Genomic DNA, 26,457 nt, shown 5'->3' on the forward strand with positions numbered 1-26,457 from the left:
ATCGACCGCAACTGAAAGGCTGGATGCAGTCCAATTTGCTTGCGTGTGGTCCGATGGGCACCACCGCGCGCATCCCAATCTAGAGCAGTTTCACCGGCGCTGGCTCAAGCACTAGGCCCCACGGCGTGGTGACGTTGAGGAGCGGTTCGGGCGGCGGGTCGGTGAGCGCGATGGGGTCTCCGGCCAAGCTCGCGGTGCCGCGCCCCTCGAAGAGTGCGACGCAAGCGTTGCCGTCCAGGCGGGACGGGAACCGGACGGCGCCGGCGCCTCGGTCAAAAAGGTCCGCGGCGATCGTCTGCGTGATGGCGCGGCGACTGGTGGTGATCTCGCGCAGATCGAGGTGCTGCAGGTCGTGCTCGAGCAGCAGTTCGACGTGGCGATCCTCGATCTCCTGGCGTGTGGGCACGTCGGTGAGATCGATCAAGGGGCCATCGAGCTTCAGGACTGTGGGAACGAGGGCGTGCTGTATGCGCCACTGCGCAGTGACCGGCTTCTCAGTGAAGTCTTGGGCAGCCTCAGGTCCGTAGCGCTCAACATGGCGGCGCAGCGCGCCGAGGTTCGGCCGGAAGTCGGCTAGCACCTCGCGAAGACACGTTTCCGCCAAGTCAGCACAATAGAGCGTGCGGAACCGGCGGTAGACGTCGTCGAAACGGTGACTGAACTGGTACAGCTCCAGCGGAGTGAAGCCGAGCGGGTCAGCGTAATAGCCGACCCGCCACAGGGTTCGCCCCTGCTCGGGCGCCGCGATCACGACTGGAAGCTGGCGACCTGCCGTGCAGCCCGGACAACCATCGCGAACTCCGCGGTGTCGACCGCCGCACCGAGCACCTCGATCGGCGCGCGATCGTCCAAGCGCGTGTTGGTGCCAAACAGCCACGCCCGCGCCGTCTTGTCGTCGTAAGCATCGACGAGCATCCTGACGACCTTGTAGCCCTCACGTAACCGGCGCTCGGTCGCGCCGTGAGGTTCCGGGCCGCCCTTGCGCGCGTAGCGGCCGATTTGCTTGGCGTCAGCCAAGCCCGCCATCGCCGCCGCGACGCGCTGGCCGACGGCCTCTTGCAGATACGCGGCGATCTCGCGGATCGAAAGCGTCGCTGCCTCATCATCAAGCCGCTGCGCCGCAGAGACGGTCAAGACTGGCATATCGCACCTCCACGTTGATCTACCTGAGACGCTACCACATAAACACCTGAGAACACACCCTGAAGCTACACCTGATAGCCACCAGGCCTGGCCTACGGTTCGCGGTTGGAGCCGTTGAATCAGCATGTTCGCGCAAAAATGCCGCCAACGACGCCGCTCACTGGCCACGATTCGACCTCTAAGGTATGAGCTAACCGGTCACCGTCTCCTCCAGTGCGCACGGTCTCATAGCTGCACGTCAGCGAGGTTCAGCCGTTCCCGCTGTGACGCTCCGTCCCTCTTGTTCGCATCGGTTCCACCGTGTTCTGTGGCCAAATCCGTGGCCATTCCAACAGCCATAAGTGGGCCCATGCGCAACCCGCGGCGCGAGCCGTCGCGGGTGACACGATTACAGATAAGCCGCGAACGTCACCACGAGAAGATCGGCGAGCGCGTCCGAGCCACCTAGGCGTAGAGACTCATCCACCGTGCGATGGTCGGCTCCATGCGCTCGGGCACGAGCGAATCCGCGTCCCGTTGATCCCGCCGTACGTTCCTGTCGGGGTCGCTGAGCAACCAGATGGTTCGCGCCGATGTCTCCATCGCCGAACGGCATAGTTGCATTATGGACGACGCGTAGAGGTTCCTCGTCGTCGTCCGTTGATCTACGAGCAACGCGGCCGCGTACAGGTTCTCCGTGGCGCTCATCATCGGAATCAAACACTCCTCGGTGACCGCTGTCCGTTATAACCGGATCTGGGGCATTCTCAATGAAGGCGAGGTCAACGCACTATCTGAACGATATCGTGATAGCATCGCTCTGTGGCGCAGATTCTCATCCGTCAACTTGAGGACGACACCAAGGCCAAATTGCAGCGACTAGCCCGTCAACACGGTCGCAGCACCGAGGAGGAGGTGCGCGAGATCTTACGGAACGCAGTCCGGCACGTCGATAATCCGCCTGGGCGGCTCGGGTCTCGTATCGCGTCACGCTTCAAAGGCGTGGGCCTGACCGAGGACATACCCGAACTGCGGGGACAGCCCGTCCAGCCGGCACAGTTCAACGAATCATGATCGTGCTGGACACCAATGTGCTCTCCGCGTTGATGCGGGACACACCCGATCCGGCCGTCGTGGAATGGCTCGATAATCAGCCCACCGAATCAATCTGGACGACATCGGTAACAGTATTCGAGATACGCACTGGTATTGAACTTTTGACGCCAAGCCGCCGACGCAAGCGGCTCGACGAGATCTTTTCTCAACTCCTCGACGAAGACCTTGATGGTCGTGTGCAATCCTTCGACCTGACGGCTGCGTTTGCCGCTGGGACCATCGCCGCCACCCAACAACGAGGTGGGCGTGCGGTGGAAATTCGTGATGTGCAGATCGCCGGCATCGCCGCGTCCCGGCACGCAACTGTGGCTACCCGCAATACTCGCCACTTCGACGGAACGGGCGTCGACCTGGTCAACCCCTGGGACTGACGTCGTGCCCCAGATTCATTGAGAATGCCCCAGATCCAGTGATAACGGACAACCGCCGCATCCCCCGCCGGCACTAAGGGATACGCCTCCTTAAAAGCGGCGTCGTCGCCGACAAACGGGCTCCCCGGCTCAGGATGGTGCGGGTGCAGTCCCCACTGCCGCAATTCCGCGCACGCTTGGCACGGTTGCCGATGCGGTCCAGCACGCCGTTCGTCGCCAAATTGACCAGTGCTTCTATCATCTGCTGATCCGGCTGCATAACGAGTCTCCTATTACAACACCAAACACGCCCTGGCTGCGCGGTACGTTCACAATGCACCTGTCCAACGACAAGTCCGGGGTGTTCAAGGGCGCGCCGGCCATTGAGTAACAATTGCGACGTTGCATTTCGTAAGGCGGACGCCCGCGTTGGAGTCTGGGACCTAAGGGGACAATCGGCTTCCCACGCAGCGACTTCCACGTCAGGCAGCGGATTATCGAAGGTGTCGGAAACTGAGAGATTCTGTAGCTGGCCGAATTGACGCGGTGTGTTTGTTGAAGCTTGCATATCGGGCGGCGGTGGCTCGTCCCAAGCCTTCGCCATCAACGTCGGATCGTCGAGGTCTCGGCAAGCGTCGGCTGCTCGGCGGAGCTGTTCCGCTGTCATCCGTTCTGCAGGCTTGTGCCGCGGTGCCTTATCGGACATTGGTGACCCTGAAGATCTCTGATCGTAAGCGGATGGGCGTAGGTTGAACTCTATCTTGGTGGTCAATTCGTCACGGTGCCAGTTCTCCCCAGTTGCGTCCAGCAGAGTGGTGTACGAGCCGGTGATGACCGGCGTGTCGTAGCCGGATGAATGAAGGTCATCGCGTGATTCTTCGAGGGACCGACCAAAGTCACTCGAGCAAAGGAATCAACGCGATGACCATTGCCCACGATATCGACCTGTCTGCCGTGCTGGCCGAACGACTCACCACCACGCACCCTGATGTGCTGCGCGAGTTGTTGGCCGCCTTCATTCACGCCCTGATGGGCGCCGAAGCCGACGCGGTGTGCGGTGCCGGCTACGGCCAGCGCAGCAGCGAGCGCACCAATTCCCGCAACGGGTATCGGCACCGCGAGTTTGACACCCGCGCAGGCACATTGGATCTGGCGATTCCCAAGCTAAGGCAAGGTTCGTACTTCCCGGACTGGCTGCTGGAACGGCGCAAACGCGCCGAGCGGGCCCTGACCACGGTGGTGGCTACCTGCTACCTGCTGGGCGTTTCGACGCGGCGGATGGACAAACTCGTCGAGACTCTGGGCATCACCAGCTTGTCGAAGTCCCAGGTCAGCGTGATGGCCAAAGAGCTCGACGCCGCGGTCGAGGCGTTCCGGACCCGGCCACTGGATGCAGGCCCGTACACGTTCATGGCTGCTGACGCCCTGGTGCTCAAGGTTCGCGAAGCAGGCCGGGTGGTCAACGTGCACGCGCTGATCGCCACCGGGGTCAACGCCGAGGGCTACCGCGAAATCCTGGGCATCGACGTCACCACCGCCGAGGACGGGGCCGGCTGGCTGACCTTCCTGCGGTCGCTGACCGCCCGCGGCCTATCAGGGGTCCGTCTGGTCACTTCCGACGCCCACGCCGGTCTGGTGGCCGCGATCGGCGCCACCCTGCCTGGGGCATCGTGGCAACGGTGTCGCACCCACTACGCCACCAACCTGATGGCCATCACTCCGAAATCATCGTGGCCGTGGGTACGCACACTACTGCATTCGGTCTTCGATCAACCTGACGCCGGTTCCGTTGCAGCCCAATATGACCGCATCATCGACGCACTGGCCGACAAGCTCCCCAAGGTCGCCGACCACCTCGAAGACGCCCGCGCCGACCTGCTCGCCTTCACCGCCTTCCCCAAACAAATTTGGCGGCAGATCTGGTCCAACAACCCACTATCCGTTAACCGGCTCTCCGGGGACACGGTTCGGGCTGCAGCGTGAGGTTCACGCACAAGCGCTGAGCACGGATGGATGCTGTCTGCATCTCGGTGGGGGAAGGCGGAGCGGCGATGCGGGTACTCAAGAGCGACAGCGGATATGTCCTGGAGGGCGACTGGGACGGGCAGGACGCGGTGAACGCGTTTCTCAACCATTTGGCGGGACGGGGGTTCAGCGCGGCCACGGTGCGGGCCTACGCATTCGACGTCGCCAATTTGAGCCGGTTCCTCGTCCAGCAAGCGGTCGGGCTCGCCGCGGTCGATGCGCCGTTGGTGTTCGACTGGATCGACTGGCAAGGCGTCCGCCGAACGGACCAGCCCACCGGCGGTCACCGCTCGTCGACCCCGCCGGCAGCTTCGACGGTGAACCGCCGGGTCGCGGCAGTGCGCGCGTTATTCGAGTATCTGGTGATGACCGGTGTCTGCACCGACAATCCGGTGCCGTCGCCGCGGCGGGGACAGGGGCTGCGCCAGTCGCAGCGGGGGTTGCTCGGTCATCTGGGTCCCGGGCGTGCACGCAGTGGCGGTAGGTTGGTGCGTCAGCCGCAGCGTCTTCCGGAATCGTTGTCCACCAACGATGTCGACGCGTTCCTGGCGACACTGGCAACGCACCGGGACCGGGCGATGGTGCTGGTGATGCTACTCGGAGGGCTGCGTTCGGCCGAGGCGCGTGGCCTGCTGCTCGCCGACGTCGATATGGGCCGGCGCCGGCTTCGGGTGATCGGCAAGGGCGGCAAGGAACGTCATGTCCCGGTCGATGCGGCGTTCTTCACCGAGCTCGCCGCCTACCTGCGATGGGAGCGGCCGCCGGGGTTGGCGACGCCGCAGTGCTTCGTAGTGCTGCGCGGCCCGACGACCGGTGCACCGGTCAGCGAGGCCGGGCTGCGCAGCCTGTTCCGTCGGCACCGGGAGACCTCTGGCGCCACAAGAGTCCGCCCGCACCGTTTACGGCATACCTACGGCACCGAATTGTCGGCGGCCGGAATCGATCTGCTGGCGTTGCGGGCGTTGATGGGGCATGTCTCGCCGGAGACCACGGCCCGCTACGTGCATTTGTCGATCGAGCAGCTCGCCGCCGAATACGGTGCTGCTCGTGCGACGTTGGCCGGAGCCCGGCAGTGACCACGGTGTTGGTCGGCCAACCCGTAGGCGCCGACGAGGTGGTGGCGGATTATCTCGACCACGTCGCCACCCTGGGTTTGAGCGGGCGGGCGGTACGCGACCGGATTCGGATCGCTCGCGACTTCACCGCACGCCACCGCGACCTGCACGCCTGGATGACGCTGCCGGCAGCCGAGCGGATCGCCGAGATACGGGACACCGGGGCGTGGCCGCTGATCTGTCACACGATCGGCACCGGCCGGTTACGGCTGGACGTCGAGCTGGCCGCGGTCAAACAGTTGACCGGGCTGGGCCGCGCAGTGGAGGACCGGGATCCGAGCGGATTCGCCGCGTTGCGGAATGCGGGAATTCGGTTGGGCTGGAGGAGTTCCTGGGTCGAGACGGTCCTCGGCGAATGTCTGGCGGTAGTGCTGGCACACCACGGCGGAATGGTCGCCGACCTGACCGGCGACGCGCTCGACGACTTCGACGCCGCGCTGTCACGTACCGTGGTGCCGCCATCGTCGCGGCGGGCATACAGGGGGCGGCTGGCCAGCCTGCGGCAGCTGTTGTTCGAGACCGCGGTCATCGACACCGCGCCGAAACGCCGGCGGTGGGCCCGTAGCCTCGAGCAGCGCTTCACCGAGGTGGAGATGCCCGACCCGATCCGTCAGACGTTGCTGCGCTACATCGGCGTGCGCGCGGCGGTGCTGCGGCCCAAATCGGTCGAGTCGCTGATCAACGACCTGCTGCCCTTCGCCGAATACCTCACCGCTCACCATCCCGACGTCATCAGCCTGCGTGAACTCGACCGGAGCTGCATCGAGGGCTACCTGAAATGGAATCGCACCCGGGGCTGGCGTGGTCAGCGCGCCGCCGCGGGCGCCGGGCGCACCGTCTCGGCCGCGGTGGCCCAGTCGGCAGTGCTCAGTCTGCGCAACCTGCTCGACGACATCACCGCCTGGGGCTGGGCGCAGGCCCCACCACGGCGGTTGGTATTCGCCGCCGACGTCCCCAAACTCGACCAGCCGTTGCCACGCGCGCTAGCACCCGATGTGGACGCGGCAGTGATGAACGCCGTTGCCCACCTGCAGGATCCGTTCGCCCGCATCGGCCTGACCGTGCTGCGTGGTGCCGGCCTGCGGGCGGGGGAACTGCTCGACCTCGAACTGGGCAGCATCATCGACTACGGACCGGCCGGAACCTGGCTGAAGGTGCCACTGGGCAAGCTCGCCACCGAACGCATGGTCCCGCTCTCCGCCGCGACCCTCGCCGCGCTCGACGAGTGGGTCGCCCTCCGCGGCACGCACCGGCCGCTGCCGCACCCACGCACCGGCGTGCTCACCGACTTTCTGTTCACCCGGCACGGACGCCGCCTGGGCTACACCCGGCTGCGCAACGGGCTGCTCACCGCCGCTGAATCCGCCGGGTTGCACCGTCCCGACGGCGGCGTCCTGATGGTCACTCCACATCAGTTGCGCCACACCTGGGCCACCGAACTCGCCAACGCCGGGATGAGTCTGCAGGCCTTGATGTCCTTACTCGGGCACGTCACTCCACAAATGACGATCCGCTACGCCACCCTGGCCTCGCCCACCCTGCGCGCGGCCTACGACGAAGCGATGGGCAAGATGCGCCGCCAGTTCACCCTCACCCCGGTCGGCAAACCGATCCTGCCCGACAAGGTCGGCTGGCTGCACAGTGAAATGCTGAAAACCCGCGTTGCACACGGATACTGCGCTCGCCACGAATCCGCGGGCGCGTGCCCTTATGCCAACATCTGCGAAACCTGCGACAACTACGTCACCGCCCCCGAATTCCGCGACACGCTCACCGACCAACTCGCCGACGTCCAGGCCCTCAGAACCGACGCCGAGTGCCGCGGCTGGACCGACGAAGCCGCCCGCCACGACCGCGTCGCCCACGCCCTTACCGACCACCTCCAGCGCCTCGATCGATGAACATCCCACCCCGACGGGTTGACCCGCCCCCGAGGGCCGGATAAAAGAACGACTCAACAAGGAAATCCGCCGGCGCACCGACGTCGTCGGAATCTTCCCCGACCGCAACGCCCTAATCCGCCTCGTCGGCGCGGTGCTGGCCGAACAACACGACGAATGGGCCGAATCCCGCCGCTACCTCGGCCTCGACGTCCTCAGCAAATCCCGCGCCGACCACACGCCATCAACAGAACAGGAGGACACCCCGGCGGCACTGACCGCCTAAACCACCAAGTCGAAGAATCACACGACGACGTCGTACACCACGTCCCTGGACTTGACCTTCTCCCCTGCCGCGTAACACTCGGAAAGATGGCAAACGACATGTGCCACAGTCGGGAGCAGGCGGAGCAGGTCAAGGCTAGGTTGGCCGAGTGGCTGGCGCCACCAATGGTCGGGACGACGGCACTGACTGAGCGGCACCGCCCGCAGACCGCCGGCATCAAGCGAATGGCTCGGCCGTATAACCACGCGCTGACCGTCGCATATCTCTGCCCCACCTGTGAGAATTGAGCTGACAAGGCAGCTAGAGACGGATAGGTCCCTTTGTGAGCACCGATGGCCGCGAGCCTGACGACGAGGCCGGCGCGGAGTTCCTGAACGGCTTCGTCGATAGGTTGATTCTCGGGGGCGGGCGTGTGGACATGGGCCGCCGGCGCTCCGAACCAGTTGCGCCACCATAGCATGTAGTACAACTATGTAGTACATTATTGGTATGAGTGAAGTACCTCTCCGAATGCTCAACCAAGAGACGGCAAAGGTCTTGGCCCGCGTCAAGCGTGGCGAAGAGATCACGCTTACTGAGCGCGGGGAAGTCATCGCCCGAATAATCCCCGCTACCGCCGGCCCACTGGATGCGTTGATCACTGCCGGCAGAGTGCAACCGGCGACGCTGGCCGGCCCAGCCCCGCGGCCGACCGTTCCGATGCACGACAATCTCGACGCCGGCGCGCTATTGCAACGTCTGCGCGCCGAGGAAAGGTATTAGCCGGTGATCTACCTGGATACCTCGGCTCTGGTCAAGCTGATCCGGATCGAAGTCGAATCTGATGCTCTAGCTGACTGGCTCGATGAACGCACCGAAACACGTTGGATAACATCTGCCTTGGCTGAAGTGGAGCTCCCCAGAGCCATCCGCGCAGTCGCCCCAAATGGCTTATCTGCTGTCCCCTCTGTGCTGGCCAGACTGGATCGGTTCGAAATCGACCAGGTCATCCGCGCCACCGCGGCCGCCTACCCCGATCCGGCGCTGCGCTCGCTCGATGCGATACACCTGGCCACCGCTCAAATCGCCGCATCCACAGCACCATTGACCGCCATGGTCGCCTATGACAGTCGACTCAGCGACGCCGCCCGTGCCCTCGGGATAACGATTGTCACACCTGGAAGAAACTCATGAACGGCTCAGGAGGAGAACACATGTCAGCACGTTTCTATGATGAGACCGTTTTTCAAGCGTGGCAGCGCGGTGTAGAGATCGCCGGTCCCCGATGGTTCGCCGACGGCCAGACTTCCCCGGACAGCGCGACCAGCAAGTGGGATCTCTCGCCGAGGGTCGACGAGATCCGATCAGCTATCGGATGGCTGTCCTCGGGCGAAGCGATGTTCCTTGCGGCGATGGTGAGCTTTTACAACTCTGAGCCCGGCGGCGAACTCTTGCGATCACTTGGCGCAAATGGCCTCAGCGACATTGCTGCCAGCCTCGACGAATCACGCCGACAAGTCATCGCCGACCTGCCCCTTGCCTACGCCGGCTGGTGAAAACCTCGCCGGCCGTCACTCCCACGGCTTCCCGCTACAACCCGCCGCAAAGGACAACCCATGGCTGACCTGCCAACTCGTCCCGAACTATTCGAGAACGCCCGCGCCTGCATCGACGAAGTGAGATCAGCGCTCAGCGCGGCGCGCGACTGGCTGCGCTCGGACTGGCAGCTCCTGGGCACACCACTGACTAAGGAGGCCGGCCAAGCTCGGGTGGCCATTTTGGAATCGATCGGCGAGGCCAAGGACCTCATCGACGCGATGAAGCGCACTGCAGCCTCGATGAAGCGGCGCAGCACGGCGTTGCGAGCGCGCGGCAGAAACGCCAGGCGACCGCGCTGTCTGGTGCGCCGCGCAGCGCGATGAACCGCCCGCCTTGCCCGCCGCGACCCGTTGCCGACCTGGTGGCCGGATGTGAACGGGCGCTGGCTCGAAGATGGTGGAAGATGGTGACCGCAAGACATCGTGCGTTGCGTGGTGGACCGCCCGTCACGCCTCAATCACGAACTTTGCGACTGGGCGCGCGCACCAACACTTCATGCTCGGCATCATGGGTGGCCGCTTCAGGCGCCAGGCGTGTTCGGCAGCCGACCGTCATACCCGCCGACGAGCGGTCGCCCGGCCACGATGTGCGCGACTCGGGCGACCGGTCCCAATCACCAAGCAAACGTCCTCTCCCGAGGCTTCGGGGTGCGTCATCCGCTTGCCCCGCATGTCGACATCCGTTGCTGCGCGGCTAGCGGCCACGCCAGTCAAATGTCGATTCCCGCTGCGGTGCCTACCTCAAAATCCCGGCAATCCCGGCAGGGTGAAACCACCGCCCGCGCCGGTGGAAGCGCCGCTCCCAGCGCCGCCCGGACCGGTCAAACCGCCCGACGTGCCAGTACCGAAGCCGCCGCCATTGTCGTTGAAAGCACCGGACCCGCCGGTCGACGCCCTGCCCCCACCGATCGGGGTGGACACTCCACCAGACCCGCCGCCCCCAACTGTGATCCCTGGGTCTGGCTCATCCGCCCAGGCAGCGCCCGCGCTGGCTATCGGGATGAGCCCGGCGGCCAAAGCTGCACCTGCGGCCATGCCGAGCTTGATCGTGATACCGCGGCGTCGTGTCTTGCAAGTCATGTTCCCCTCCGAATTCATGGATCATTAGATGATCGCGTTATGATCGGCGCACTTGTCGTGCGTTGCACAGTCACTTAGGTGGTAATGGGGCTCACCTCCATTCCCACAACTGGATTCCCACAACTGGTGATAGCAATGCCACCAGCTGTATGAACTTTGGCTATGCAATGCAGCTTAGCTACTACAGAAAGTGAGCGTCAAGCCAATTGGGCTACCTTGTTTGCAAAGTGATTCATATTCATAAATTCAGTGTTTCAGTAGACACTGACTTCCACACCTACAATCGTATATTGCAGCAGTTCAACAACCATGTACTGGTGTACTGACATGCGCCAATTCGCGTCTGCGTACTTACTGATATCGAGCACAACGTGAATCATTCAGGCCAGAGTCTGACTTGATTACGATTATCAGAGTTTCAAGGTGCCAGCAAACTAGACTTACTCGGTTGGTGCCCGATATCTGCAGAAACCTTTCTTCCTAGAATTCAGTATCGCTGTTGGCCAAAAATCGCTCCCTGCGTAGTCCGATCAGCAGTCACACCTCGCCGCGTGCACCTAGACCGTCCCCAACACAGGGCCTCAGCAGACGCCCGCCGGCAACTCATCGCCGACGACGCGCGAGGGGTGCCGCGCCTCACCTTGGGCCCAAGTGCAGGACCCCTCATTGATCCGCGTACTGATATGCAGATCTACTGAAACGCACCCGAAGAGGGGATCGCCGCAATGAGCACCGGCCGCAGCCGCATCGAATCGAGCGCCGCACCGTCCCACAGAAACACCGCGGCTGCCACCCCGCCCTCACCTACAGGCACCGGGCCGACCGAACGCCTCATGACCATCCGGTAGACAGGCGACCAACGAACACGCCGAACCGTCGACCTATCACTTGGCACACACCCGGGTCTTGACATCTGGCAGCGAGATGCCGCCGACCGCCTCGGACTCGCAGGATGCAGGCGGAAATAACCGGATTCTTCTCTGGACAAGCTCGACGCAATCCACGCCGTCCTGCATCGCTTCCCCGTGTACAAGCCGATCATCGCCGCGGTCAACGGCACTTGCGTGGCGGGCGGATTCGAGATGTTGAGCTCCACCGACATCCGAGTGGCCGTGCCCGACGCACGATTCGCGGTGATGGAGCCGAAGCGCGGTCTTTTCGCAGTGTCTTGCCCGTGAGGACACTCGCGGCGGCAAGGGCACCGCCGATCGTGACGTAATGACTTAGGGCCGGTCCACGCGGCAGAGGTGTGAGGTGTTGACGACGGGGTGGGTTCTACTCAACGTCGCAACACCGACGGATCACTCGAGACTAACAGGGCAGCGAATAGATCGGCGGGGCAACGGTCTTGGAGGACTATGCGGGGGCGATGGTTGAGTTCGTGTTCGACGGCCAACAACTGCTCCGGCGGGTGGCTGATGAGGGTGACGCCCTTCGGGAAGTAGTCGCGCAGCAGTCCGTTGGTGTTCTCGTTCGTGCCGCGTTGCCAGGGTGATCTGGAGTCGCAGAAGTAGACGGGCGCGCCGAGCTTGTCGGTGGTGGCAAGGTGGCGCGCCATCTCGGTGCCCTGGTCCCAGGTGATCGACCGCATCAGCGTGGGTGGCAGATCCTTCATGCGGGCCACCAAGGCCGCGTGCAGGGAGTCGGCGTCACTGCGAGGCAGATGCACCAACCGCAGCATCCGGGTCTGGCGTTCGACCAGAGTGCCGATCGCCGAGAGGTGGTTATTACCGATGATGTAGGGGTCGGACCGGGGCGCGGTGCCGGGATTGCTCCTGGCCCGTTTCCCCGGCCCGCCCTCCGCACCGGACGTGCGACTCTCGTCGCATCCGGCGCTCCACGGACTGCCACCGTTATGCGGGGACCGAGGTCGCCGCTGTGCTGGTCCACGGTGTGGGGATGTTGCTCGCCCGCCACCGATACCGAGTGATCGGAACGGTGGTGGTATCGAACATGACGATCCCATTCTCTTGCGGACGATTGCCTGGCCTTCCGGTCAGGAACCGCCGGTAGAGCTCCGCCCACGTGATCCGCTTGTGCCGTTTGAGCAGCCACTGGGTGACCCGATGCCAGGCAAAGGAATCGAGGTATCCGAAGGTTGCCTTCGACACACCGTGACGGAAATACGCACACCATCCTCGGAGCACCGGGTTGAGGCGTCCGAGGAGATCAGCAAGGCCATGATGACGTGCCTTCTTGGTCAGCGCCCGCACCTTCGTCATGATCGAAAGCAGCGCCTTCTTCGACGGGTAGGTGTAGACAGCTGCCTTGTTCGTGCCCTTCTTGCGGCGCCGCTGGATGCGGAATCCGAGAAAGTCGAACCCCTCGTCGAGGTGGCATACCTGGGTCTTCTCCACGGATAGCCGTAGCCCCAGTGGGGCAATGACATCCGCGACTTCGTCCCATAATGCGTCCGCGTGCGCTTTGGTTCCGGCCACCATGATCACGAAATCGTCGGCATAGCGGACGATCCGATAGGTGGCCCCGCCACGTTTGCGATGGGCATCTCGCCGCTGAGATGTCCGATGGGCATCCCATTTCACACGGAAATGTGCGTCCAACACCGTCAGAGCGATGTTGGCCAGCAGCGGTGAGAGTATGCCACCCTGGGGTGTGCCGGTATCAGATTCCCTGACCGTTCCGTCGCCAGACATGATGCCCGCCTTCAGGAATGCCTTGATCAGGGCCAGGACCCGCTTGTCGACGATCCGCGTGCGTACTCGTTCCATGATGGCGGAGTGAGCCAGTTCGTCGAAACACGCCGCGATGTCAGCCTCGAAGACCCAGTGATAGTTCCGGGTCCCCAAAGCATGTATCTCGGCGATCGCGTCCTGAGCGCGACGTCGGGGACGGAAACCGTAACTGACCGGCTCGAAATCCGCCTCGAAGATCGGCTCCAACACCAACAGCAACGACGCTTGAACCGTGCGGTCCATCGCCGTGGGAATACCGAGCCGCCTGAGTTTGCTGCTCCCTGGTTTGGGAATGAGTATCTCCCGCACCGGAAGTGGAGCAAATGTCCGTGCCTTCAGTTCGGTTCGAACGTGGCTCAGGAACGCCACCGTCTCGGCATCTCCGGTTATGGACGCAGGAGTCAGCCGGTCGACACCGGCTGAGCGTGCGCCCTTGTTGCCCCGCACCCGTTCCCACGCGACGGTGAGAAAGTCCGGGTGGTGGACGAGGTTGAACACATCATCAAAGCGGCGGTCGGAATCTTCGACCGCCCAGTGGTGCAGCTTGCGTTGCATCTGTCGTACCTGCCATGCCGCCTGATCGGGATCGGGCCATGACAGCTCACCGGTATTCACCAGTGCCTCCGTTCGTGTCGTGTTCGCTGCATCAATTCCGCTGGGGCCCTTCGCCATGCACGAGGCTTTCCCCCGCTCGGACTACTACGGCCCCTCCGCCCCACCGCGTGGCCATCGACAGACGACGCGTCAACCCGGATTCGGCGCCCTCGGCTGAGGACGACGACACGGGAGCCTCGCGATGGTTCCCACGTTCACTGCTGACCGCTCGAGGAGGGAGGTGCCCAGCTATGCCCCTGCGATATCGCCACGGCTACGCCGCAGGCATTCACCGTGGCCTCCAGCGGCAGCGACCTAAACCGCAGCCGGAGTTCCCAACACCGAGACGCCAGTGGTGTTGGTGCGCATCGCAGACCAGCCCGAATCCACCGGGTTAGAGCTGGCGGGAGACTTGAGAGGCGTTAAAACACTGGTTCCTCGCGTACACCTTCTCCTCATGCTTGCCGGACCCAGGCCATCCGGTAGTGCCGGCCTGTCCCGTCGTTGTCGGGGCTGCTTACCACCCTCGCCGGCGTCTCCCGGTCCAGGCTGCCCCCAGCTTCGTTACGCTGCTGCGACAGCACAACGGCGCAGGTCTCTCACCTCCGCTCGGTCACACAGCGCCTCGTGGCGCACAAGGTCGCCTTCCCAGTGGCCGGCTTCAGACCGGTCGACAGCCGAGAAGGACCGGTCGTGGATGGTGAGCATCGGCTGCTGGAACCGCGGCCGCCGGCAACTCTGGCGGTGATGCGCTCGGCGGTGATCTCGACCGGTGCGCAGCGGTGAGCGTCGGTGCGGCGCTAATCGCGAGGGCCGCATGAAACGTGAATTCGGTTGATAGACAGCTTGATAGATGCTTTCGTGGCATAACCACATCGATGAATCATCGGGGAAGCGGTGGCGGAGGTGACGGCTGATCTGTTGGGGGCTCCAACGCTGAAGAAGCAGCTCGGCGACCGCGTTACCGAGCTGGTCGTTGGTGTCGACCCGACGGCGGTGGTGACGTGCTCGTCGCGCGGTGGCTCGCCGGTGGGCATCGAAGGGCTGATATCCGCGGCCGGCTGGTGCGTTGCGCCGTAGCTCCCTCGAAATCGTCGACGGCGCTCGACCGAGTCGGGTGGCGATCGTCCGCACCCTCAGCCCTGAGTGATGCAGATCGGCGATCTCGATGCGCTCGTCCTGGGACAGGTATCGCGTGCTGATCTGGCGGACCGCTAGTCGATCTAGCGGCGGGACGAACCCGACCGCGACGCCGTTGCGGTAGGTCTTGTAACCGCGTGTCCAGTTCGTCGCAGCGGACCGGGACACACCGACTTCGCGGGCCGCGGCCCGCACGCTCCACCCGCGAGCCCGCAACTCCATGAACCGCTGACGCTTGGCCGACTGCGGACGACGTCCCGGCCCCTTCTTCACCCGACGCGACGATGCCAACACAACCTCCAGAATCTAGAGAAGTGTTGCGACCGCACCTAGAAACCACCGCGTCGACACGGGGTCAGTTTTCAGACGACGCCGACAACTGTGGCGTTTGCCCTGGGCTCGTTTCCGGTCGTAGAAGGCACGCGATGCTGGACTGGTGCGGAGACTGTTGTGGGCAGCCATGTAGCAGGCTCGGAGTAAGCGCCGGTCATACCTGCGTGGACGTTTCAGGTTGCCCGTGACGCGCCCGGAATCGTGTGGCACTGGTGAAAGACCAGCGATGCCCGCAAGCCTATCCACGGTCTCGTAGTTAGCTAGATCGCCGTTAATCGCGGCCACGAATTCCGCCTCCTAGCAACGGGCCGAATCCGGGCATCGCTGATTTGACTCATGGTGCCGCCCACCCGGATCCAGTCATCGTCATTCATGCGCCCCGAACGCATATCCGCAAGTTTGACCCTCGCTTCGGCCGCCAGCAGCCGCATCACAATTTCGGACTTACTCATTTCCAACGAGAAGATGACACTGGCCATCCGATGTCTGAGCGAACACGATCGCATGAAATCCAGTGCTAGAACGGACTTTTCCAACGCCCGGACGAGCCGCAACGGTAACCATGGTTCCTGGCTGAAGCCCGCAGGTGATCTCATCGAGATCAGCGAATCCGGTCGGCACGCCCCGCGCCAGACCGCCATTGGTAGCGATCGTGTCCAACTCGTCGAGTGTCGGAGTCAGCAAGTCCTCTAACGCGACAGTGTCCTCGCTAGGTCGTGTCCCTGCCGCGGTGTAAAAGAATCCGGACGTAGGTTCCCTCGAAGACCGGCCAGTCTGATGGAAGGAGCCTACGTCCGTGTCGAAGAGGGTATCGCCTGTGCAGCGGTTGCAGGCAGAAATTGATGGTGTGTTCGCCGGCGGCGAGGACCTGGCGGGCGCGATCGAGGAAGTAGCCCGGCTTGGTGCCCGGTTGCTGCTGCAGACCGCCATCGAGGCCGAAGTGGCCGCGTTTTTGGGCCGGGACCGCTACCAGCGGACCGCGAGCTGTGCGGACGCCCGCGCCGGGATGCGCAACGGATACTGCCCGACCACGGTGAAGACCACCGCGGGACCGGTGACGCTGGCACGGCCGAAGATGCGCGGCACCACCGAGCGGTTCGCCTCCCAGCTGTTCGGCAAGGGAGTAACCAAGACCAACGCATTGGAGGCATTGGTGATCGCCGGGTTCGTGCGCGGGTTGTCGGTCCGCGACGTGGAGGCCACCCTGGTCGAAGCGCTCGGCGAGGCCGCCGCGGTGTCGAAGTCGACGGTGTCGCGCATCTGCGAGGACATCAACGGCTCAGTTCGAGCAGTGGAGCGCTCGCCGCCTCGACGACGTCGAGCTCGATTACCTGTTCCTGGACGGGTCGCACTTTAAATACCACGCAGGCGCCTCAGCCGAGCCGGTACTGGCCGCGTGGGGTATCGACACCGACGGCAAACCGGTGTTCGTCGGGCTTGAGGCGGCCTCCTCGGAATCCGGTGCGGCCTGGGAAGGGTTCTTGCGCGGGCTCGGCGAACGCGGCCTGGCGTGCCCACTGCTGGTGATCAGCGACGGCGCACCCGGGCTGATCGGCGCGGTCGAGACCACCATGGGCGCGGCGTTGCGGCAGCGGTGTCTTATTCATCGCGCCAGAAACATCCTGGCCAAGGTGCCCAAGAATGCCCAAGCTGACGTCAAAGCCGATTATTGGGCGGTCTTCGACCTACCAGCCGATGTCGAACCCGGCATCGCCGCGGTCAAACTCGCCCAAAACAGGACCGACGCGTTCGCCAAGCGCTGGCGCGACTCCTACCCGGCCGCAGTGCGGGCCCTGCTCGATGACCGCGACTCGCTGACCGTCTACCTGCGGTTTCCCCGTGAGCATTGGCCCAGGGCCCGACACTCCAACTTCATCGAACGCACCTTCGGCGAAACACGGCGCAGAGTCAAGGTGATCGGCCGCCTGCCCGGCGAGTACTCCTGCCTCACACTGGTGTGGGCCGTACTCGACCGCGCCAGCGCCGGATGGCGCGGGTTCACCATGACCCCGGCCGGGCTGCGGCTGCTGGCCGACCTACGCAGATCGCTGCACGACCCACCGACCGAACTGCCGCAAAGGAATCCGCAAAATCACACCGAAACTGGCCTGGTGCCAACCGAGCCTGTCAGCGCTACCGCATAGACTCATGAACGCAAGCGAACGATCGATCTGCGCGACGAGTTGGGCAACCCGGTCGATCCCGGTTCTCACTGCTAATTTCCTTTCGTCGTTTGTCTCATTCGGTCCAGATTCGGGCCGAATGCTGCGTTGTTGTTGGTGTTCATGGTCGGGCGGGTGGTGCGATTAGGTGTTCTGGACCGGATGCGACAAGCTGCTGTCGGCGTTTCATGGCGCCGTAGTGAACAAGGTCTCCTCCGGCAGCGGCAGTTGGATGGCCAGGCCTTTGCGTTGGCCACGGTTGACGTGGACGGCGTTGAGCTCTCCGCGGCGGATTCGATCCAGGACGGTCTGTTTGGCCACGCCGAGTCGGCGGGCAGCCTGCTCGAGCCCAACCCATCCGTCGGGTGTGTCTGGGGTGATATTGGCGCGTAGCTCGGGGTCGATGCGGATCCGCCACGGGTCGCCAGGGCGATGTTGCTCGCCGTGGATGAAGCCGCTTGCCAGCCACCGGTAGAGAGTGGCGCGGGAGGTGCCCCAGCAGCGTCTCGGCTTCGGCGATACTGACCATGCGTACATCGTCGCCGACGGGTACGACAGGCTCGGTCGGCCCGGCGATACCGTGTTTGCGGCGCAGGCTGCCAACCCGGTCGCGGGTGAACGCCAGCCCGGTCGCAGTCATCACGCCCTGCCGTGCGAGCAGACGCGCGATCGTCGCGTCGTCGTAGTGGGCTGCCAGCCGCCGAATGCGCTCCAGCGTGTCGGCCTCGGTACGGATCGCGCTATCGACGGCGCGCTGAAACAACTCACCAAGCTGCGGTCAATCCACGAGCGACCGGCGAGCGTCCAAACCCGCCGACAGGCGGGCCACTGGGAGGGTGACCTCGTGCGCCACGAGGCGCTGTGTGACCGAGCGGAGGTGAGAGACCTGCGCCGTTGTGCTGTCGCAGCAGCGTAACGAAGCTGGGGGCAGCCTGGACCGGGAGACGCCGGCGAGGGTGGTAAGCAGCCCCGACAACGACGGGACAGGCCGGCACTACCGGATGGCCTGGGTCCGGCAAGCATGAGGAGAAGGTGTACGCGAGGAACCAGTGTTTTAACGCCTCTCAAGTCTCCCGCCAGCTCTAACCCGGTGGATTCGGGCTGGTCTGCGATGCGCACCAACACCACTGGCGTCTCGGTGTTGGGAACTCCGGCTGCGGTTTAGGTCGCTGCCGCTGGAGGCCACGGTGAATGCCTGCGGCGTAGCCGTGGCGATATCGCAGGGGCATAGCTGGGCACCTCCCTCCTCGAGCGGTCAGCAGTGAACGTGGGAACCATCGCGAGGCTCCCGTGTCGTCGTCCTCAGCCGAGGGCGCCGAATCCGGGTTGACGCGTCGTCTGTCGATGGCCACGCGGTGGGGCGGAGGGGCCGTAGTAGTCCGAGCGGGGGAAAGCCTCGTGCATGGCGAAGGGCCCCAGCGGAATTGATGCAGCGAACACGACACGAACGGAGGCACTGGTGAATACCGGTGAGCTGTCATGGCCCGATCCCGATCAGGCGGCATGGCAGGTACGACAGATGCAACGCAAGCTGCACCACTGGGCGGTCGAAGATTCCGACCGCCGCTTTGATGATGTGTTCAACCTCGTCCACCACCCGGACTTTCTCACCGTCGCGTGGGAACGGGTGCGGGGCAACAAGGGCGCACGCTCAGCCGGTGTCGACCGGCTGACTCCTGCGTCCATAACCGGAGATGCCGAGACGGTGGCGTTCCTGAGCCACGTTCGAACCGAACTGAAGGCACGGACATTTGCTCCACTTCCGGTGCGGGAGATACTCATTCCCAAACCAGGGAGCAGCAAACTCAGGCGGCTCGGTATTCCCACGGCGATGGACCGCACGGTTCAAGCGTCGTTGCTGTTGGTGTTGGAGCCGATCTTCGAGGCGGATTTCGAGCCGGTCAGTTACGGTTTCCGTCCCCGACGTCGCGCTCAGGACGCGATCGCCGAGATACATGCTTTGGGGACCCGGAACTATCACTGGGTCTTCGAGGCTGACATCGCGGCGTGTTTCGACGAACTGGCTCACTCCGCCATCATGGAACGAGTACGCACGCGGATCGTCGACAAGCGGGTCCTGGCCCTGATCAAGGCATTCCTGAAGGCGGGCATCATGTCTGGCGACGGAACGGTCAGGGAATCTGATACCGGCACACCCCAGGGTGGCATACTCTCACCGCTGCTGGCCAACATCGCTCTGACGGTGTTGGACGCACATTTCCGTGTGAAATGGGATGCCCATCGGACATCTCAGCGGCGAGATGCCCATCGCAAACGTGGCGGGGCCACCTATCGGATCGTCCGCTATGCCGACGATTTCGTGATCATGGTGGCCGGAACCAAAGCGCACGCGGACGCATTATGGGACGAAGTCGCGGATGTCATTGCCCCACTGGGGCTACGGCTATCCGTGGAGAAGACCCAGGTATGCCACCTCGACGAGGGGTTCGACTTTCTCGGATTCCGCATCCAGCGGCGCCGCAAGAAGGGCACGAACAAGGCAGCTGTCTACACCTACCCGTCGAAGAAGGCGCTGCTTTCGATCATGACGAAGGTGCGGGCGCTGACCAAGAAGGCACGTCATCATGGCCTTGCTGATCTCCTCGGACGCCTCAACCCGGTGCTCCGAGGATGGTGTGCGTATTTCCGTCACGGTGTGTCGAAGGCAACCTTCGGATACCTCGATTCCTTTGCCTGGCATCGGGTCACCCAGTGGCTGCTCAAACGGCACAAGCGGATCACGTGGGCGGAGCTCTACCGGCGGTTCCTGACCGGAAGGCCAGGCAATCGTCCGCAAGAGAATGGGATCGTCATGTTCGATACCACCACCGTTCCGATCACTCGGTATCGGTGGCGGGCGAGCAACATCCCCACACCGTGGACCAGCACAGCGGCGACCTCGGTCCCCGCATAACGGTGGCAGTCCGTGGAGCGCCGGATGCGACGAGAGTCGCACGTCCGGTGCGGAGGGCGGGCCGGGGAAACGGGCCAGGAGCAATCCCGGCACCGCGCCCCGGTCCGACCCCTACATCGTCGGCGCCCAGCAGCGGTCGGCGGTCGCAACGCTGGTGGAACGAAAGATGCGTCTAACACTGCTGATTCGACTGCCGAATGGACATTCGGCACAGCATGTCGGGGATGCCCTGATCGCAACGTTCACCCAAATGCCGGTCAAACTGCGCCGGACCCTGACTTGGGACCAGGGCAACGAGATGTTTCATCACAAACGTATCGAGGCGGCGACAGGGCTGAAGATCTACTTCGCCGACCCACACTCACCTTGGCAACGCGGAAGTAATGAGAACGCCAATGGGCTTGTACGCCAATACTTACCAAAGGGCACCGACCTCAGCATCTGGGACGACGGCCAACTCCGGCAGATCGCCGATGAACTCAACGACCGCCCACGACTGTGCCTCAAGGACAACACCCCGACCGAACTTCTGCGACGATGGGAGCGTCAGTACACACTTCACTGATTCGCAACGATGAGTGGAATCCGCCCGGGCACCAGTGGCCGGTTACACCAGTCGGTCATCTCGGCGACTACCTTGTCGGTGATCCGCGAGATCGTGTCCTTGGATACCGTGGCGCCGTAGACGTCGGCGAAGTGGGCAGCGACCTCACCGGTGGTCAATCCCTTTGCCGTGAGTGACAATACGATCTCGTCGATACCCGTCAGCCGACGCTGACGCTTCTTGACAATCTGCGGCTCGAAGCTGCTGTTGGTGTCGCGAGGCACTTCGATCTCGACGGCGCCGATCTCGGTGAGCACCGTCTTGGCCCTGGTGTCGTTGCGGGAGTTCCCGCTGCCGCGCCCGGCAGGGTCGTGCTTGTCATAGCCCAGGTGCTCGGCCATCTCGGCATCCAGCGCGGTCTCCAGCACGTTCTTGGTCAACTGATTCAGCAGCCCGTTCGGGCCGACCAGCTCGACACCCTGTTCTTTTGCCTGCGCCAGCAGCTGCTCAGCGAGCTGCCGTTGATCCAGTTCCATCGCCACAGGATCGAGTGTTTCTGACATCGTCAGTCCTTCCCGCCAAGCTCACGCTCGGCGTGACAGACCAAGATCAGATCCACCGTTGTTCAGACAGTCCCGCCAGCCTTTACGCATGACGTAGTCGAGCCAAGTACCGGCGAACTGGGAGGTGAGCACGGCTGCGATTACCTGTGTGGTGTAGAACTTTGAGCTGATGATGCCGGCGTCGAAGGCGACATTGGCCAAAACGATGCCGGGGCCACCGCGGGCGTTGGTGGTGATCGCAAGGTTGATCAGGTCAAGTCCCCGGAAACCCGCGAACCGCCCGGCGAGCGATACCGACATCACTTTGATCGCGCAGGTGCCGACAATGAAGATGACGATCATCCATACCGAGACGCCGCGGATGAGATCCAGCTTCAGGCCGACGATCGCGAAGTAGATGGGAATGAAGAAGGCGAAGGAGACTTTGCCGATTGCCTCGAGCGCGTCGGCGAAGATCCTGCGCTTCCTATGCGCGACGGCAAAACCTGCGAGGAACGCCGCGAAGACGAGGTTGACGTCGAGGGCTCCGACAACTGCGCAGTATGCCAGCAGGACCGCTATGGGGTAGCCGGTGGGCGACTGCCGCGCAAAGACATTCCAGCGAGAAGTGTTGATGCGCTTGATGACGCGTGGAACAAGCTTGAGCCCGAGGATGAAGTAGGCCACCGTTGCGAAAAGGTGCCAGAACATCTGCCACGGATGCAGAGTCGTCTTGCCTGAACCGTGTGTCCAGGATTTTCAGGTCGGCGAAGATTTTTGACACCGCCGGCACCGAGGTGACAGCGACCCCGACCGCAAGGATGACGTGGCTTCATCGCCCCCACTGCCCGCACGAAATACCCGCCGGAGCGAGAACCCTCCTGGTCCGCAAGCTCATTGACGGCGCGCAAAACCTGAGCGGTGGCCTCGTGGCTCACGGCCCGGATTCGCGGGATCCTCCCGCCGTCTCCCGGCTGATTCGGGCCCAGCGGTTTTGTAATCGCTACAAGCGCACCAGGCCGCGCAGCGGCACAAGCCCGAGCTCCTTATGGGTGAGGAATCCAGGCGGGGCGTCACAAACGGCTGGAATCGCGTTCGCGGGGCCCATCGCGGTCCAGGTGTAGCCCGGCTTCGGGTAGTTGCCCTGCGCATCCGGAGGCGCTTGGAGGATCAGCTCGGTGGGTTCGTCGCCCTCGATCACGATGCGATAGTGATAGTGACCGCCCCAATCAGGCTGCGGCTCAATGGCATTGTATTCGTCCATCGTGTACATCTCGTGGAATGTGATGAAGGTCTTGTTGTCCACCCAAGTCGTCCACTTGTGATGCTGTGAGGCGACTGTTCCCTTCTTGATCACGCCCTTAAAGCCTGGCATGTCGCTGGTCGGCCCCCCTTCGTACCGGATGTCGCGCGTGGCCGTCCCTAACTCTACATCCGTTGTGTACTTGTCGACCGTCTTGCCGAATCCGTCCGCCACCATGGCCATCGACTGGGCGAACAACGGCCATGCGTTCCCCAGGAGATTCGGTCCGGCCAGAAACTCTTCGGGATCGCTCCCCATCCCCATCTCGTGCAGGTACTTCAAAGTGTCCTTGCCGAAATTCACCACCTCGTAGATGTGGATAGCGTCGATCCGGCTGACGATTCGGGCCAGCGTCAGCACGAGCAGGTCTCCGGCAAAGCCAGGATTGATACCACCTGCGTGGAACGAAGTACCGCCCTCGTGACACGCTGCGTCGATCTTGTCGATATCCGCCTTGCTGTGTTCGGTTCGATACCACCATGCGCCACCCGAGGCGACGACGTTCTTGCCCCCGCGCAGCAGACGGCAGACCTCTTCGGGATCGGACCAAAGTGGCGCATAGAACACGCAATCGGCGTCAAGCGCTTCGATGGCTTCCTTGTCGGTGGTCGCAAGCACACCGATCGGCGCGGCGCCGACGAGCTCACCGGCATCCTTGCCAACTTTTTCCGGACGATTACAGAGCACGCCGACCACCTCGTACGCAGGGTTACCGACGAAATGGCGAAGCGCCACCGTTCCGACGTTGCCGACGCCCCACTGGCCCGACCTGGACCGGAGCAGATGTCGAGATGGTTCCTGGAGCCGCACTCCCCGTAACTGATATCGCCGTCATGCGCGTAGTCACGGTAGATCCGCAGCATTCGTCCCACGCCAGGTTTCTTCGCGGTCGCACCTGCGGGCGCGGGCCGCTTCCATAGATCGCCCGACTCGGTGCGACGCTCGGGACCCAGGCCGGCATCGAGCGCAGCGGTCAGCGGTTCGTCGGCCTTTCGCCCGACGTGGCGCAAGCCCAGCAGCCCCAGCCACCGCCGCCAGCGCCGTGACCTGGACGCCGAGCGATTGCATTGGAAGTTCCGACGCGAAAACCGAGCCGTACGGGCGCTTAGTCAGCGCCCGGTAACCATTGGCGGTGAATGCGAAACCCAACACGGACACCAACACGGCTGCCAGTCGCTTCACAGCTGTCCTTTCCGTCGACCGCGGGCATGACGTACACCGCCCACTAGTTAACGAATCTAACTGCCCGGCTTTCGGCCATTTACACCCCTCGGGTCAGCCCGATATCCGGCCAAAAGATTACGTTTCGCTGCGTTGCCCGGATTCCCCGGAGTCCCCGGGCCTGCCGGCCTTCGCGGGGTCCTCGATCACGTGATATGTCGGGTCGATCATCGAAATGGGCCCGCGACCGCGGCGATCACCGTCACCGCATCGGCGACCACCCCGCCGGCCGGCTCAGGCATCACCGGATCGGGGTCCACCGCGCGCAACCAGACCGTGAACATTGACCGCACCGCCTCGGCCCGCTCGGCGAAGCGACGCAGCCAGCCCCGCACCGTCTCCACCGGACGGGCCAAGTCGGCCGCGATCCGGCGAAACCCCACCCGCCGCCGCAACGCCTTGGCAGCCAGCGCCGACACGATCACCGCCGCAGTGTCGGCACGGCGCAGCAACGCGGTCACGGGCAACAACACATGCGTCACCCCGCAGCCGGTGCATCGCGACCGGCGAGGACACAACCGCACCGACCCGTCCCGACCGCGCAGCTGTCGCGGCCTGGCCCACCCCCAACGCGCCAGCACGCTGCTGCATGCCGGGCAGCTCAACTCGCCCGCCGCCAGCCTGCGCTCGACCACATCGACATCTGCCTCTACCGTGACCACTGCGCCTCCAAGCGCGAAGACGGCCCTCCCGCAGACTCCGCCCAGAGACATCGGGAGGGCCGCCGCCCACAACGACGTGATCACCGTGCCGCCCCGACACCACAAAGACCAAACGCAGAAACGACCGGCCGACGAACTGATCACCGTCAGTGCCGGATCGCTACCCCCAAGTGCTCAACCTGAATGCCCCCGAACACGGTGCGCCGGGTTGGATGAACACGGCGCCTACCGAGCCGAAGCGGGCCCAGTCGGCGAGGGCGTGACTGGTCAGTTCGGGTCCGTTGTCCATTCGGATGTGTTCGGGCTTGCGGCCAGTGGTCATGATCAGTTCGTCGAGCAGTCCGGTGGTCTGATCGGCGTTCCACGACCGACGTGGCCGTGTCGCCAACGCCTCGCGGGTGAACTCGTCGATGACGTTGAGGAAACGCAGCTGGCGGCCGTCGACGGTGAGGTCGTGCTGGTAGTCCAGCGCCCACACGTGATCGGGGCGGGCCGCCGCCATGCGCCGGTGCGCCGCACTGTGGCCCAGGCGCAGCCGCTTGCGGGTCTTCGACGGACGTTGCAGCCGTTCGTCTTTCCACAATCGGTGCGTGCGTTTGGGATTGACCACGAGGCCTTCTGACTTGGCGATGGCGTGCGCCTTGCGCCAGCCCCACCGCGGATGGCTGATGGCGATCTCCCGCAGTCAGGCGCGCAGCCGCTGTTCGACGCCATCGGGTCGTTGCGGCCCATACTGCTGCACCGAGCGGTGTTGGCCGACCACCCGGCAGGCACGCCGCTGCGAGACCCCGAACCGCTCGACGAGCATCACCACCGCTCGCCGCCGACGGTCGGGGCTCACCAGTTTCCCCGGCTCATCTCCTTGAGCATGTCGATGTCGAGGGCCTGCTCGGCGACCAGCTTCTTGAGCCGCTGATTCTCCCGCTCAAGCTCCTTGAGCCGTTTGGTGTCTTCGGCTTTCATCCCGCCGTACTGATTTCGCCAGCGATGCCAGGTCTGCTCACTGACCTCCAGATGCCGGCAGACCTCCCCGAGGTCTTTGCCCTCACCGAGCAGCCGTTCACCCTCACGAAGCTTGCGGACCACCTGCTCCGGTGTATGCCGTCGACGTGCCATGAATCGAGTCCTCCTCGCCCCAATTCTGGGGCATCGGACTCCCACAGGAACTTGATCAACCAGGGGGTAACTGGTAGCCCGAGCCGGCCTGTTCGCACAGCGACACCAAGGTCGCGTACGCCGGTGCCATCCGGGCAGCAGAAATGGCACACCACGCCGCTGTGCGACTAGGTGCGACTAGGTGCATAGCACTGCGGTCTGACGGGCGTGCCAAGTGGTTGACGTGTATGTGCAACGTCTAGTATCAGTAATCAAACGCTTTGTCTGGAAGCGGTCCAGAACCGCCGCGACAATGCGAACGGCAGCCCACACGGGGCATTACATGGAGGACACCTTGAGGAGACGTCCGTGACGTACACAATTGCCGAACCCTGCGTCGACATCAAGGACAAGGCATGCATTGAGGAGTGCCCGGTCGACTGCATCTACGAGGGTGCTCGGATGCTCTACATCCACCCCGATGAATGCGTCGACTGTGGGGCTTGTGAACCGGTCTGCCCTGTCGAAGCGATCTACTACGAAGACGATGTGCCCGAACAGTGGAGCCAGTACACGCAGATCAACGCCGACTTTTTCGTTGAGCTGGGGTCGCCGGGTGGTGCGGCCAAGGTCGGCATGACCGAGAACGATCCCCAAGTGGTGAAGGATCTGCCACCGCAGGGCGAAGGCGACTGAGCGCGCC

27 protein-coding genes and 7 pseudogenes are annotated in these 26,457 nt (G+C 63.7%); 16 read left to right on the forward strand and 18 right to left on the reverse strand.

Annotation, left to right across the window (positions count from 1 at the left end; all coding sequences use genetic code 11):
• Window positions 1-79 precede the first annotated feature (79 nt).
• From I2456_RS23010 to I2456_RS23020, 3 genes are all read right to left on the reverse strand, one after another.
• Entirely contained in the window at window positions 80-751 is a 672-nt protein-coding gene (locus I2456_RS23010) for an RES family NAD+ phosphorylase (RefSeq protein ID WP_007168496.1), read from the reverse strand.
• Window positions 748-1,143, reverse strand: coding sequence for a hypothetical protein (locus I2456_RS23015; RefSeq protein WP_007168495.1), 396 nt, complete (start codon window positions 1,141-1,143; stop codon window positions 748-750). The genes I2456_RS23010 and I2456_RS23015 overlap by 4 nt, the downstream gene beginning before the upstream one ends.
• A gap of 444 nt (window positions 1,144-1,587) precedes the next feature.
• Complete coding sequence (locus I2456_RS23020; protein WP_231588680.1) at window positions 1,588-1,830, reverse strand: hypothetical protein; 243 nt, start codon at window positions 1,828-1,830, stop codon at window positions 1,588-1,590.
• Between the two features lie 114 nt (window positions 1,831-1,944).
• Between I2456_RS23020 and I2456_RS23025 the strand changes: the two genes are divergently transcribed.
• From I2456_RS23025 to I2456_RS23070, 10 genes and pseudogenes are all read left to right on the forward strand, one after another.
• Window positions 1,945-2,196: a FitA-like ribbon-helix-helix domain-containing protein gene (locus I2456_RS23025; RefSeq protein WP_007168493.1), complete on the forward strand. Its 252-nt coding sequence runs from the start codon at window positions 1,945-1,947 to the stop codon at window positions 2,194-2,196.
• Window positions 2,193-2,609: a type II toxin-antitoxin system VapC family toxin gene (locus I2456_RS23030; RefSeq protein ID WP_007168492.1), complete on the forward strand. Its 417-nt coding sequence runs from the start codon at window positions 2,193-2,195 to the stop codon at window positions 2,607-2,609. The genes I2456_RS23025 and I2456_RS23030 overlap by 4 nt, the downstream gene beginning before the upstream one ends.
• Window positions 2,610-3,509: 900 nt before the next feature.
• Window positions 3,510-4,523, forward strand: a pseudogene (locus I2456_RS23035) (IS256 family transposase); the annotation flags it as partial.
• 116 nt (window positions 4,524-4,639) lie between these two features.
• A complete protein-coding gene (locus I2456_RS23040; RefSeq protein ID WP_007172498.1) occupies window positions 4,640-5,689 on the forward strand; it encodes a tyrosine-type recombinase/integrase in 1,050 nt (349 codons plus the stop codon).
• A complete protein-coding gene (locus I2456_RS23045; protein WP_007172497.1) occupies window positions 5,686-7,629 on the forward strand; it encodes a tyrosine-type recombinase/integrase in 1,944 nt (647 codons plus the stop codon). The genes I2456_RS23040 and I2456_RS23045 overlap by 4 nt, the downstream gene beginning before the upstream one ends.
• Window positions 7,630-7,675: 46 nt before the next feature.
• Window positions 7,676-7,894 (forward strand): annotated as a pseudogene (locus I2456_RS23050) (transposase); the annotation flags it as partial.
• A gap of 489 nt (window positions 7,895-8,383) precedes the next feature.
• A complete protein-coding gene (locus tag I2456_RS23055) occupies window positions 8,384-8,656 on the forward strand; it encodes a type II toxin-antitoxin system Phd/YefM family antitoxin (RefSeq protein WP_033711258.1) in 273 nt (90 codons plus the stop codon).
• Window positions 8,657-8,659: 3 nt separating this feature from the next.
• The gene (locus tag I2456_RS23060) at window positions 8,660-9,067 is read left to right on the forward strand and encodes a type II toxin-antitoxin system VapC family toxin (RefSeq protein WP_007168487.1); all 408 of its coding nucleotides are present in this window, start codon (window positions 8,660-8,662) and stop codon (window positions 9,065-9,067) included.
• Window positions 9,068-9,087: 20 nt separating this feature from the next.
• Window positions 9,088-9,429: a hypothetical protein gene (locus tag I2456_RS23065; protein WP_007168486.1), complete on the forward strand. Its 342-nt coding sequence runs from the start codon at window positions 9,088-9,090 to the stop codon at window positions 9,427-9,429.
• A gap of 60 nt (window positions 9,430-9,489) precedes the next feature.
• Complete coding sequence (locus I2456_RS23070) at window positions 9,490-9,795, forward strand: hypothetical protein (protein WP_007168485.1); 306 nt, start codon at window positions 9,490-9,492, stop codon at window positions 9,793-9,795.
• Window positions 9,796-10,212: 417 nt separating this feature from the next.
• Here the strand turns inward: I2456_RS23070 and I2456_RS23075 are convergent, their stop codons facing one another.
• Window positions 10,213-10,551: a hypothetical protein gene (locus I2456_RS23075; RefSeq protein WP_080691075.1), complete on the reverse strand. Its 339-nt coding sequence runs from the start codon at window positions 10,549-10,551 to the stop codon at window positions 10,213-10,215.
• A 691-nt stretch (window positions 10,552-11,242) separates the two neighbouring features.
• Window positions 11,243-11,365 (reverse strand): hypothetical protein, encoded by a 123-nt coding sequence (locus I2456_RS28955; RefSeq protein ID WP_255250777.1) that lies wholly within the window; start codon window positions 11,363-11,365, stop codon window positions 11,243-11,245.
• A gap of 211 nt (window positions 11,366-11,576) precedes the next feature.
• On the opposite strand from I2456_RS28955, the gene I2456_RS23080 reads away from it, so the two are divergent.
• Entirely contained in the window at window positions 11,577-11,729 is a 153-nt protein-coding gene (locus I2456_RS23080) for an enoyl-CoA hydratase-related protein (RefSeq protein WP_007168480.1), read from the forward strand.
• A 101-nt stretch (window positions 11,730-11,830) separates the two neighbouring features.
• On the opposite strand, the gene I2456_RS23085 is transcribed toward I2456_RS23080, so the two are convergent.
• The 5 genes and pseudogenes from I2456_RS23085 to I2456_RS28695 all read right to left on the reverse strand — a co-directional run.
• Window positions 11,831-12,517, reverse strand: coding sequence for an IS30 family transposase (locus I2456_RS23085; RefSeq protein WP_372585603.1), 687 nt, complete (start codon window positions 12,515-12,517; stop codon window positions 11,831-11,833).
• Entirely contained in the window at window positions 12,405-13,859 is a 1,455-nt protein-coding gene (gene ltrA / locus I2456_RS23090; protein ID WP_033711551.1) for a group II intron reverse transcriptase/maturase, read from the reverse strand. Before ltrA (I2456_RS23090) ends, I2456_RS23085 begins: the two co-directional genes overlap by 113 nt.
• 543 nt (window positions 13,860-14,402) lie before the next feature.
• The gene (locus I2456_RS23095) at window positions 14,403-15,251 is read right to left on the reverse strand and encodes an IS30 family transposase (RefSeq protein WP_420029196.1); all 849 of its coding nucleotides are present in this window, start codon (window positions 15,249-15,251) and stop codon (window positions 14,403-14,405) included.
• Between the two features lie 90 nt (window positions 15,252-15,341).
• A pseudogene (locus tag I2456_RS23100) lies at window positions 15,342-15,636 on the reverse strand (transposase); the annotation flags it as partial.
• Window positions 15,629-16,031, reverse strand: a pseudogene (locus I2456_RS28695) (DnaB-like helicase C-terminal domain-containing protein); the annotation flags it as partial. The pseudogenes I2456_RS28695 and I2456_RS23100, both read right to left, overlap by 8 nt.
• 76 nt (window positions 16,032-16,107) lie before the next feature.
• On the opposite strand from I2456_RS28695, the pseudogene I2456_RS29230 reads away from it, so the two are divergent.
• A pseudogene (locus I2456_RS29230) lies at window positions 16,108-17,455 on the forward strand (IS256 family transposase).
• Between the two features lie 204 nt (window positions 17,456-17,659).
• On the opposite strand, the gene I2456_RS28965 reads toward I2456_RS29230, so the two are convergent.
• Window positions 17,660-17,794 carry a hypothetical protein gene (locus I2456_RS28965; protein WP_277395689.1) on the reverse strand — a complete coding sequence of 45 codons (135 nt, stop codon included), beginning with the start codon at window positions 17,792-17,794 and terminating at the stop codon, window positions 17,660-17,662.
• Between the two features lie 157 nt (window positions 17,795-17,951).
• Here I2456_RS28965 and I2456_RS23125 point away from each other — a divergent pair, with 157 nt between their 5' ends.
• The 3 genes from I2456_RS23125 (at window position 17,952) to I2456_RS23135 (ending at window position 20,952) form a co-directional block, all read left to right on the forward strand.
• Window positions 17,952-18,389 (forward strand): hypothetical protein, encoded by a 438-nt coding sequence (locus I2456_RS23125; RefSeq protein WP_033711281.1) that lies wholly within the window; start codon window positions 17,952-17,954, stop codon window positions 18,387-18,389.
• Between the two features lie 543 nt (window positions 18,390-18,932).
• Window positions 18,933-20,387 (forward strand): group II intron reverse transcriptase/maturase, encoded by a 1,455-nt coding sequence (gene ltrA, locus I2456_RS23130; protein ID WP_033711551.1) that lies wholly within the window; start codon window positions 18,933-18,935, stop codon window positions 20,385-20,387.
• Between the two features lie 154 nt (window positions 20,388-20,541).
• A complete protein-coding gene (locus I2456_RS23135; RefSeq protein WP_241007794.1) occupies window positions 20,542-20,952 on the forward strand; it encodes an IS30 family transposase in 411 nt (136 codons plus the stop codon).
• Between the two features lie 32 nt (window positions 20,953-20,984).
• Here the strand turns inward: I2456_RS23135 and I2456_RS23140 are convergent.
• The 7 genes and pseudogenes from I2456_RS23140 to I2456_RS23170 all read right to left on the reverse strand — a co-directional run.
• A pseudogene (locus tag I2456_RS23140) lies at window positions 20,985-21,467 on the reverse strand (transposase); the annotation flags it as partial.
• Window positions 21,468-21,515: 48 nt separating this feature from the next.
• A complete protein-coding gene (locus I2456_RS23145; protein WP_230493326.1) occupies window positions 21,516-22,160 on the reverse strand; it encodes a cation:proton antiporter in 645 nt (214 codons plus the stop codon).
• 316 nt (window positions 22,161-22,476) lie between these two features.
• On the reverse strand, window positions 22,477-23,586 hold the full coding sequence (locus I2456_RS23150; protein ID WP_007168472.1) for an NAD(P)H-dependent amine dehydrogenase family protein: 1,110 nt from the start codon (window positions 23,584-23,586) through the stop codon (window positions 22,477-22,479).
• 596 nt (window positions 23,587-24,182) lie between these two features.
• A pseudogene (locus I2456_RS23155) lies at window positions 24,183-24,416 on the reverse strand (hypothetical protein); the annotation flags it as partial.
• Between the two features lie 403 nt (window positions 24,417-24,819).
• A complete protein-coding gene (locus tag I2456_RS23160; protein ID WP_007168470.1) occupies window positions 24,820-25,269 on the reverse strand; it encodes a DDE-type integrase/transposase/recombinase in 450 nt (149 codons plus the stop codon).
• A 75-nt stretch (window positions 25,270-25,344) separates the two neighbouring features.
• Entirely contained in the window at window positions 25,345-25,500 is a 156-nt protein-coding gene (locus tag I2456_RS23165) for a hypothetical protein (protein WP_154074411.1), read from the reverse strand.
• Window positions 25,497-25,775 (reverse strand): transposase, encoded by a 279-nt coding sequence (locus I2456_RS23170; RefSeq protein WP_007168468.1) that lies wholly within the window; start codon window positions 25,773-25,775, stop codon window positions 25,497-25,499. The genes I2456_RS23165 and I2456_RS23170 overlap by 4 nt, the downstream gene beginning before the upstream one ends.
• 348 nt (window positions 25,776-26,123) lie before the next feature.
• Here I2456_RS23170 and fdxA point away from each other — a divergent pair, with 348 nt between their 5' ends.
• Window positions 26,124-26,450 carry a ferredoxin gene (fdxA, locus tag I2456_RS23175; RefSeq protein WP_007168467.1) on the forward strand — a complete coding sequence of 109 codons (327 nt, stop codon included), beginning with the start codon at window positions 26,124-26,126 and terminating at the stop codon, window positions 26,448-26,450.
• Window positions 26,451-26,457 lie beyond the last annotated feature (7 nt).

The sequence above is a fragment of the Mycobacterium kubicae genome, assembly GCF_015689175.1.
Lineage (GTDB): Bacteria > Actinomycetota > Actinomycetes > Mycobacteriales > Mycobacteriaceae > Mycobacterium > Mycobacterium kubicae.